The following is an 8,719-nucleotide window of genomic DNA, read 5'->3' on the forward strand; positions in this document are numbered from 1 at the left end:
GTTCTACTTCAGGTATTACTTTGCCTGGTACGGTTCCAAAGTTTGGTTATATGTTTGATGCGTGGGATGGTTCTGTTCCTTCCGAGTTTCCTGATGTGGATTTGACTATTACGGCTCTTTGGGCGGTGGATGATGGTGGTGATGTGGAGCGTTATTCGGTTAGTTATGTTGGTAATGGTCATACTGGTGGTGTAGTGCCTGTGGATGATTTTAGTCCGTATGTTGAGGGTAGTTTGGTTAAGGTTTTGGGTCAGGGTAGTTTAAGTCGTGAGGGTTATGTTTTTCTTGGGTGGGCTACAGTTTCTTTTGCGTCTGTGGCGGAGTATACGGGTGGTTCAACTTTTACTATATTGGATGATACTGTGTTGTATGCGGTGTGGGTGAAAGAAGTTTTGTTTACGGTGGTGTATAATCCTGGTTTGCATGGTACGTTTGGTGAGCAGGTTACTAGTGGTCTTTCTTATGGTGACTTAACACCTGCTCCGCCAACAGTTACAGGTGAAGTCGGATGGAAATTCATTGGTTGGTCACCTGTTCCAAGTGTAACAGTGGCTGAAGATGTTGTCTATACAGCTCAGTGGGAACAGGAACTGTTTACGGTGCGCTTTGTAGATTGGGATAATACTCTTCTAAAAGAAGAACGTGTTCCATATGGAGGATCTGCTACAGCCCCTGCAGTTCCATCTCGAAGTGGTTATACTTTTATAGGTTGGAACCGCGCCTTTAACAATGTAGTCTCTGACCTTACTATTACAGCGCAATATCGACAAAACGACTCTGGTTTCTCCCCAGCTCCAAGCAAACCACCCACAACAACACCAACACCTCCCCCGTCAGAATTGCCAACACTTCCACCATCAGAATCTCCACCTGCTGGCTCTGAAAAACCAAAGGAATCGTGGGCGCTCGCAAGCTTGATGTTAAGCGTAGTAGGTATAATTTTAGCTATTATCGTATTGATTGTCTGTGTAATACTGCAACGTAAACAGAAACAGACAAAGAAACAAACTGACTAGGCGGAGATACTGCTGGTCAATATACAGCAGAACGTAATGGTGACCAAGACACTGAGGAGGAAAAGAAGCAGAGGCAAAGTCAAACTCGGATTTTACTAAGCCTCGACATGGGTGTTGAGGGGTTTATTGCTCCTTTGTCGTTTAAAGGTACTTTGAATGGCGAGGTTTTTGAGTATTATGTATCACAGGTTTTAGCACCTGTTATGAGTGAGGGGGATGTTTTGGTGCTTGATAATTTGTCGGTGCACAAGGTTGCTAATGTTTTGGATCCATTGATTGTTAAGGGTGTGAAGATTGTGTTTTTGCCTGTGTATTCTGCGGATTTTAATCCTGTAGAGTTGGCATGGTCTAAAATTAAGGCTTATTTGCGTAAAGTCAAACCTAGATTTTTGGATGATTTGCATAAAGCTATCTTTGAGGCTTTAACCACCATAACTATTGCTGATGTTGAAGGCTGGATCAAACACTGTGGTTATGGACTATAAAAAGTTAAACTGCTATAAAATAAACCCTTAATAAACAAAAGGGGTGAACCTGTTCCTACTCAACCGCCAAAAAGATATTGCATGAGTGTGTGTATGAATGAATGTAGGTTGGTTGGTTCAGCGGCTTCACAGGCACTCTTCACCCAATCAAAAACAGCCAAATATGAATTTAAAAGTTACCCAACAACAAAAAATGAGTTAGGGTGAGACTGTTCCTACTCGGCCGCCAGAAAAGATGTATTTATCACCTGAGTTGTGTACAATGATATATGTTGGTTGGTTCAGCGGCTTCACAGGCACTCCTCACCCATAACAAATTAAGGGACAATAGATTTAAGTATTCGCCGCCACAACCCAAACCCAGCCGGCTTTGCCAAGTGTCTAACTATTGAACAAAACACCCTGCATTTGTTATTTGTTTATCTAATAATTAGACAAACTGTTCGAACACTTAGCATTAAATCAAACAACAACCATAGAGTATCCTGCAGGGGACATGGAAGCATGACACACTGATGCACACCGCCGCATCGTGCCATGCTTCCATCGGACAGCCGGATAGCCTCCTTCCCCTTCCCACATTCACCTAACATTGTCCTCACACTATCCAGCTGTCCCACCCCAGCACCCCATAGATCAGCATAATTTATACCAGTAGTAATATGTTGCCCCCAATCCATCACAGCACCCTAGCCGATCTCATAGGCCCAAAAGACACCAAAACCCTGTCAGATAAAGACAAAATCTAAAACTCTACTACACCGGACAACTCACAGTCCCTCTGCCCAACCCAGAGTGGCCATTGTGGGATCACGAAAACCCAGCCCAAAAGCAACAGAAACCGCCTACCTAATCAGCCAATTTCTATCAGAACACCGCATTGTTGTGGCCAGCGGGCTTGCGGAGGGCATCGACACAGCCGCACACAAAGCAACCATAGAAGCACACAGCCAAACCCTCGCTGTTTTAGGCACACCCCTTGATCAAGTCTACCCCCAAAAAAATTGTGTGCTTCAGCAGGTAATTATGCAGAAACATTTAGCATTCTCCCAATTTCCCATAGGTACACCCATTCGGCCAGAAAACTTTTTGCAACGCAACAAAACCCTAGCACAACTAACCCACGCCTCAGTGATGGTGGAAGCCCAACCGCGCAGCGGATCACTCAACCACGCAAGCCACGCACTAAAACTGGGGTATCCACTCTTCATCTATCGTCCCCTAAATGAAAACCAAATCTGGGTACAGCAGATGCTGACTAAGGGTGCCACCCTATTTGAGGATCCCGACGAGATTAGCCGCCAGCTGAAGTAACACTATTACCATTAACCCGTTGAAGATACTGCAGGTAGATGTCTTGCTGGTTGTTCACATTCACATTCACACTAGGCGCACTACTGCCGCCTTGGTTTAGCATGTTGGTCACCGCATAAGTCCCCACACCCGCCGCAACCACACCACCCGCCAGCATAGCCCACCTCACCGGCCCCTTCAAAGCATTAAGAATCGTCTGCGTAATAGCCAAAGAACGCAAAGTCGTAATCAGCGTATTAATTTTAGGCAAAACATAGAGAATCTGAGCCCCAAACCCCACCAGCTGCACACCCGCCGAAATCGTCATCAACGTCGACATAGTCTGCGCAGTCTGATAACTCCGCTCTGCACGCTCCAGCTGGCTTAACGCCGACAAAGCCTGCTTACTAGACGCCCCATACTGACGAACCGCCTCCGTATAGTTCTCCTGACTCTGGGTGAGGCTGTCTTGGCTATTCTCAAGAGCCATCTGACGCATATAAAACGTACCCAGCAATGACACCCCCATCATAGCCCCATCTGCAAAGACCGAAAGCCGCGGTAACTGGCTGAGCTGAAAGTGTTCATGCTCTGCGTTGCGCCGTCAGTGGCCATGCGTACGTTGTTCATACTCGACGACCCAGCCTGGCCCACTGAAACTAGGCTCTGCTTAGCACTCTTAGCACTATTAGCCGCAGGGGCTGAGAGATTAGTTCCAGTAAAGATTATGCTGTAGGTCATCTGACTCATAACGACTTACCCCTTTTGTTGCTGTTGTTTTTGGCAAATATCCAGCCACGATAGATACACCTGGTATTCTCCGAGCTGGCGTGCACTCCAATCACGCAGATGCACAAGCCCCAGCTGAGCAAGACTCACCCAAAGGGCAATGCTGGTTTTCTTTTGTGTCACAAAAGCACTCCAGCAGCTGACGGCCCTCCTCATGCGTCAACATGTTGAGTGGTATGGCTACACAGCTAAGCCCCTCAAAAAGCTTACTGGGCAACGTCTTGGGTAACGGTCCGCGGTCTTTGGTTACAGATCGGTAAAGTATGGCCTCCCGCAACTCAGATTCTGTGAAGGGTTCGGCCTGCTCTCCCTGCTTTTGAGCTTCATAGCGCTTAGTTCGAGTCAGGGTTTCAGCAGTTTCAAGGTACTCCTTGGCATCTAAAATATAGACCACATACTCTCCAGCGTACTCAGAACCAATCTGTGCCAGCAAACTCTTAGGCGGCACAAAAGTCTTATAGGCCTTCATTAGCTGATCACCACACTATTAGACACACCAGCAATACGCTCATACACCGCATTTAGATTATCCACACTTATACTGTTACTGGCAAGATCCATATTAGCAAAACTAAAAGTGGTGACTGCGGGATTAGTTTGATTATTGCGCAACGCAATAACCACTGATCGGGTGCGGGTGGTGCTGTCAGTGCCATATTGCATCTGCGCCTTCTTTAAAATCTGCACATCCAAACTATACTCAGCGTGGCGGGCAATTTGCTCACTCATAGAGACACTGTTACCCGAGGAGAGCTGGGTCACATTATTTTTGATGCCAAATTTAAGCGAAGTCCAATTTGCTGATAAAGAGTTGCCGCCTACACTAAGAGTAGTTATCGACTCTTTGGTCATAGGCAACACACTATCTGCGGGAATGGTGAGCTCACGGCTCTCACTGCCCAAACTCGACACCACAATGTCGGCGACGAGGTACCTCTCCTGATCCAGCGACAAATCACAACTATCCACTAAACAATTCGAGAGTCTTCACTTATAGATAGATAAGGCTGTTGTTTGGATTTTGGTAAACACCTCAGGCGTGGTCAGATTGGACCACAGCTTTATCGAGGTATCCACCATAGTATCGCACTTAGAAACCATCTTAATCCGACGAGTAAACCGCCCCAGATGATGACGCGTATTACTGTTATCTTGTTCGATAGCAATAGTGTGTTTTTTGCCAATGATATGACGTTCTTTGGGCAACACTTTGGCAAAAGCGTCCCAATCGTCTGTATAAAAGATACAGTTTGTTAGGTGCTTGACTTTATCATAGAGTCTTTTGAAGGTTGCAGTATCACGATAGCCGAGCACCCAGGCCACAACTCGCCGTGTGCCACGGTCAACGGCTTTGAGGACCCAAAGCTTGTTTTTTTTGAACCCACAAAATGCCACATTTCATCAAATTCCATCTCTTGGATCTCTCCTGAGATTTCTGTGTCAGGCAGTTGGGCGCCGGCTTGGACAATCCAACGATATACTAATGATGGCCAGGTGTCAAAAATTTTTGCGAGCATAGTGTAGGAGGCTTTGCTCAGTGAGTAGAGCAGGGTACACATGGCTTTTTTAGCAATAACACCCTCATTGGTGCGTTGATCGCCTTCTACAAAATTATGTGCACATTCTGCGCATTTGTATCGTTGTTTTCCGCGGACTAGACCGTTTTTTACAATGTTTTCAGACAAACACTTCTTACACGATGGCATGACAATATCCTAATCAAGTAAAGTAACACAGTTTATCTATCTATCGGTGAAGACTCTCAAAATTCTGACGTTACTATTTGTAGTGATCAGATGAGCGAACAAATAACCATCAGCAAACAAGCCTTAGAAAAAATATTAGAAGAAATTTGCGAGTTAAAACAACTCGCGGAAACCCAACTCAAAACTTGCCAGACACCGGAATAAGCGAAGAAACAAAACTTTCTAGTTTGTCTAGGCGCTGTTTTAGTTCTACGTTTTGTTCCTGCAACCTTCCCTCTTTTTGTCTCTCGGGCGCCTCAAACTTTAACGCTGTTTCTTTGTCTAGGATCATGCCGCATGTGGTGCATCTTGTGTCCCCAAAAGGATTCTGAACACTACACCGCGGACACTGCACCAGTTTTACTATACTTGTATCGTTTGTTGCTGTTTTTAACCCATGCAACTCTAACACAGCATCCTCTAAATCGCGTGCGGAAAAATGCACGTATCGCCGTGTCATCTTACTACCATACGTCCAGCCAGCAAACTGCTCAAGCCGACACTCCGTAAAAACCTTAGCCATATCAGTCAACGAAGAGTGACGATAAAGATAAAGCCAAATATCTTTTTGTACACCACCCTGTTTAGCTAAACGCTTAATCATCAAACGAAAACGAGTATAACTCAGACGCTCACCTACGTGATTACTAGCTAAAGAACACCATAAAGGTGCTTCGGGATGATTTCTATAGGGATGCTCTTGCAACCATTCCAAAAGAGGTTTACAAGAAACAACTAAGGGTATGCGCTTAATGCCTGTTTTCCCATTAGCAGTAATAAGACAATACTCGTCTTTAAACACTACACTACCCGTAGTCATGGTTAAAAGTTCACCAGGCCTCAGAGCCGCTTCAAAGAGCACATAAATGATAGCCCGATCACGTTTGTTGGTAGTGGCTTTGATGATGGCAGTAAAGTCTTCTTTTGTGAGCAAGTTTTCAGGAGTGACTCTGGGGTCTTTTTCTTTCACGGTCAAACTTATCCAACTTACTTCGGGAGGTATGGGCGTGCCTTTTGTGCAACTGCCTTGCTTGGCGTATTGGACTATTTTTCGCAGAGTTAGTTTTTTGTCATGTTTAGTCCACTCTTTTTGTCTGCAACCATTAATAACGGCAACCACAGCCTCAACTTCAGTTTTAGTTATTGTTTTTAGGTCAACATTTATCATACGCAACAGCGGGGTTAGATGGTTGGCGTATTTGGACACTCTTGCAAGTGAGAGACCTAAGGCGAGTAGGTGGTCTAAAAATTGCAGAGCCACCCCTCCGTTTAGCATTGCTTTGAGGTTGTAGCGTGATCTTTTTAGGTGTTGCTCGTAGTCGTGAATTGGCTTATTGGTTGTCATGTCCTTTATGGTTGCTGGGAATTTAAAAAGCAGAGATTTTTCTTTTGGTTTTATAGTTGAAATTTGAGGAAGGGAAGCAGACTGGATTGACTGGAGCCTTCGGCGGGTTGGTCTAGGGTTTTGTTGTCTTTTAAGCCGATGACGATGAGCCCAAAGCCTATGTACCGTGCATAGATGTGGGCCTCCTGAAAAACGGTGTTGAGGTTGTACTGCTTTGTGAGCGCATAAGCCGCCTTTTCTAACTCGGAATCCGAGATCTCCTCACCCTGCTCAGTAAAGACTTTGAGATCCCACTTATTCCCCCAGACATTCTTGGGGATAATGTCCACTGCGTTTTCGGCGATGTCGCATCGTTTATAGAGGTACCAGTAGTCCTCGTTAGATATCGAGGCGGGAAAGCCCCGGATGGGGTTTGTGCCAAAGTCGGTACGGCTACGCGGAATCCCCCCGCCCTGCAGGGAGCTGTTAGCGCTATAGCTGGGACGGGGGAGGGTGCCGTTGGTCATAAACTCACTGTATTGCTGGGCATTTAGAAGAGCACTGGGCATATGCATCACCAAAATGGGTTTTTACTATTGTTATGAAAAAATTCACAGTTCAATTTCCTTGAGCTTAAAAAATTGGAAAGTGTGGGAGGGAGACGGCACGGTGGGTGATAAGTGCCGCCAACTGAGGGGTGTTATGAGATACCCTCCCACACTTCTATGTTATCGTTTTAGCTTATAAGCCTGTGTATCTCACGACAAAAATCAGCGGGAACTGTGAGAGGAGACAGAGATAGAAGCGAACCATCACAGGGAAAGTCAACAAATACACGGTCTCCTCCCACAACAAACAATTAACCCCTGCCCTAATAAGCCTAAGCCAAATCCACCCAGCAAAACATTAGGAGATGTGAGAGGAGACAAGCAGAAGTAAACCAACGGAAAGGGGAAGTCCAACCAATACACCGCCTCCTCTCACAAAGAACACTACCCCAATTACCCTAATAAGCCTAACCAAACACGCCCGGAACAAAAAAGTAAGGGAGACGTGAGAGAAGACAACAGAGAGGGGCAGTGGGAGTAAGGCAGGTAGAGTCTCCCCTCACATCTCCTTAGGGAAAAACACCTTAGAAGACCGAGGCGTTCCACTTCGTACGGGGTTTCTTACCGGTCGCTATGATCAACGCATAGGCAGCGGTGTCCACTTGGTCGTCATGAGCTCCGTCTGGAAACAAGGTGAGCTCATCAAGCCAATCATTGAGCCACACCCCCGACACAACCTTGACATTGCCCCGCTCAGCCGCAGCAGCCAAAGGACCAGCCCGAGTCGCCTTATCCGCCTGCGCCTTAATGGTCTTATAAGCCAAACCCGCAAAGACGTTACGGGCCAAATCATCAGTGGTAAACTTGCCCCCTGCACCAAGCAGATGCGTCTGGTTCTCTACCTCAAAATTCGGCTCAAAAAACAAAACCAAAATCTGCGCCTTTAAAAACACCCGAACACACAAGGGATATGTCAACAAACAAACCAATTCATGACTACGCCCAGCGTATAAAACGCAACCGACACAACATACAACAACTCCCAAACGGCACAATAGGACTACAATTCTTAGAACCTGTATTCAATAAGTTTTTAACTAGCGGTGTGTAGGTTTTGTTGTGGTTATCTGTTTGAGGTATGATAGTGATTTAACTGATAAAGAATGGAGCATAATTGAGCCAATTTTTACTAAAGCAAAGAAAGGCAAACACTTACAAAAACATAGTAAACGTGAACTAGTAAACGCTGTACGATACCTTAACAAAACGGGTTGTCAGTGGCGTATGCCGCCTAAAGACTTTCCCAATTGTCAAACGGTGCACTCATTTTACCGTCGAGCCGTAAAAAACGGGTTATGGGAAAAAATGACTGATTTACTGGTACAGATGACGCGTTTGTGTCTTGTCCCAAAATAATTTCCCACCCGAGTTATCTTACGACACACTACCTCACCACCCAAACTCTGCAAAACACCTTTCCAAAAATACCGCACCCACCCAACTAAAAACATGGTCAAAA

The 8,719-nt window shown here is 45.7% G+C and carries 12 protein-coding genes and 1 pseudogene; 4 read left to right on the forward strand and 9 right to left on the reverse strand.

Annotated features, from left to right (window positions below):
- A partial coding sequence (locus tag FWF39_RS11070) for an InlB B-repeat-containing protein (protein ID WP_343383502.1) occupies positions 1-1,016 on the forward strand: 1,016 nt, incomplete at its 5' end.
- 29 nt (positions 1,017-1,045) lie between these two features.
- Positions 1,046-1,501: pseudogene (locus FWF39_RS11075) on the forward strand (transposase); the annotation flags it as partial.
- A gap of 419 nt (positions 1,502-1,920) precedes the next feature.
- Here FWF39_RS11075 and FWF39_RS11080 read toward each other — a convergent pair.
- Positions 1,921-2,181 carry a hypothetical protein gene (locus FWF39_RS11080; RefSeq protein ID WP_343383503.1) on the reverse strand — a complete coding sequence of 87 codons (261 nt, stop codon included), beginning with the start codon at positions 2,179-2,181 and terminating at the stop codon, positions 1,921-1,923.
- Between the two features lie 115 nt (positions 2,182-2,296).
- On the opposite strand from FWF39_RS11080, the gene FWF39_RS11085 reads away from it, so the two are divergent.
- Positions 2,297-2,815: a DNA-processing protein DprA gene (locus FWF39_RS11085; protein WP_343383504.1), complete on the forward strand. Its 519-nt coding sequence runs from the start codon at positions 2,297-2,299 to the stop codon at positions 2,813-2,815.
- Here the strand turns inward: FWF39_RS11085 and FWF39_RS11090 are convergent.
- From FWF39_RS11090 to terL, 8 genes are all read right to left on the reverse strand, one after another.
- Positions 2,796-3,134: a hypothetical protein gene (locus tag FWF39_RS11090; protein ID WP_343383505.1), complete on the reverse strand. Its 339-nt coding sequence runs from the start codon at positions 3,132-3,134 to the stop codon at positions 2,796-2,798. The genes FWF39_RS11085 and FWF39_RS11090 overlap by 20 nt on opposite strands.
- Positions 3,135-3,322: 188 nt before the next feature.
- Positions 3,323-3,544, reverse strand: a complete 222-nt coding sequence (locus FWF39_RS11095; RefSeq protein WP_343383506.1) for a hypothetical protein — start codon at positions 3,542-3,544, stop codon at positions 3,323-3,325.
- Between the two features lie 91 nt (positions 3,545-3,635).
- The gene (locus tag FWF39_RS11100) at positions 3,636-4,052 is read right to left on the reverse strand and encodes a hypothetical protein (protein ID WP_343383507.1); all 417 of its coding nucleotides are present in this window, start codon (positions 4,050-4,052) and stop codon (positions 3,636-3,638) included.
- Positions 4,052-4,537 carry a hypothetical protein gene (locus tag FWF39_RS11105; RefSeq protein ID WP_343383508.1) on the reverse strand — a complete coding sequence of 162 codons (486 nt, stop codon included), beginning with the start codon at positions 4,535-4,537 and terminating at the stop codon, positions 4,052-4,054. Before FWF39_RS11105 ends, FWF39_RS11100 begins: the two co-directional genes overlap by 1 nt.
- 33 nt (positions 4,538-4,570) lie before the next feature.
- Positions 4,571-4,978 carry an IS1 family transposase gene (locus FWF39_RS11110; RefSeq protein WP_343383509.1) on the reverse strand — a complete coding sequence of 136 codons (408 nt, stop codon included), beginning with the start codon at positions 4,976-4,978 and terminating at the stop codon, positions 4,571-4,573.
- Between the two features lie 489 nt (positions 4,979-5,467).
- Entirely contained in the window at positions 5,468-6,673 is a 1,206-nt protein-coding gene (locus FWF39_RS11115; protein WP_343383510.1) for a tyrosine-type recombinase/integrase, read from the reverse strand.
- A gap of 50 nt (positions 6,674-6,723) precedes the next feature.
- The gene (locus FWF39_RS11120; protein ID WP_343383511.1) at positions 6,724-7,221 is read right to left on the reverse strand and encodes a hypothetical protein; all 498 of its coding nucleotides are present in this window, start codon (positions 7,219-7,221) and stop codon (positions 6,724-6,726) included.
- A gap of 563 nt (positions 7,222-7,784) precedes the next feature.
- The gene (terL, locus tag FWF39_RS11125) at positions 7,785-8,177 is read right to left on the reverse strand and encodes a phage terminase large subunit (RefSeq protein ID WP_343383512.1); all 393 of its coding nucleotides are present in this window, start codon (positions 8,175-8,177) and stop codon (positions 7,785-7,787) included.
- 154 nt (positions 8,178-8,331) lie between these two features.
- Between terL and FWF39_RS11130 the strand changes: the two genes are divergently transcribed.
- A complete protein-coding gene (locus tag FWF39_RS11130) occupies positions 8,332-8,616 on the forward strand; it encodes a transposase (protein ID WP_343383513.1) in 285 nt (94 codons plus the stop codon).
- The last annotated feature ends 103 nt before the right edge of the window (positions 8,617-8,719 follow it).

The sequence above is a fragment of the Candidatus Bathycorpusculum sp. genome, from assembly GCF_009778815.1.
In the GTDB taxonomy this organism is placed as follows: Archaea; Thermoproteota; Bathyarchaeia; order Bathyarchaeales; family Bathycorpusculaceae; genus Bathycorpusculum; species Bathycorpusculum hydrogenotrophicum.

Excerpts from the sequence above, each read along its gene's own strand:
- FWF39_RS11080 (WP_343383503.1), bottom strand. The coding sequence starts at position 2,181 with ATGGATTGGGGGCAACATATTACTACTGGTATAAATTATGCTGATCTA.
- FWF39_RS11090 (WP_343383505.1), bottom strand. The coding sequence starts at position 3,134 with ATGTCGACGTTGATGACGATTTCGGCGGGTGTGCAGCTGGTGGGGTTT.
- FWF39_RS11095 (WP_343383506.1), bottom strand. The coding sequence starts at position 3,544 with ATGAGTCAGATGACCTACAGCATAATCTTTACTGGAACTAATCTCTCA.
- FWF39_RS11100 (WP_343383507.1), bottom strand. The coding sequence starts at position 4,052 with ATGAAGGCCTATAAGACTTTTGTGCCGCCTAAGAGTTTGCTGGCACAG.
- FWF39_RS11115 (WP_343383510.1), bottom strand. The coding sequence starts at position 6,673 with ATGACAACCAATAAGCCAATTCACGACTACGAGCAACACCTAAAAAGA.
- FWF39_RS11120 (WP_343383511.1), bottom strand. The coding sequence starts at position 7,221 with ATGCCCAGTGCTCTTCTAAATGCCCAGCAATACAGTGAGTTTATGACC.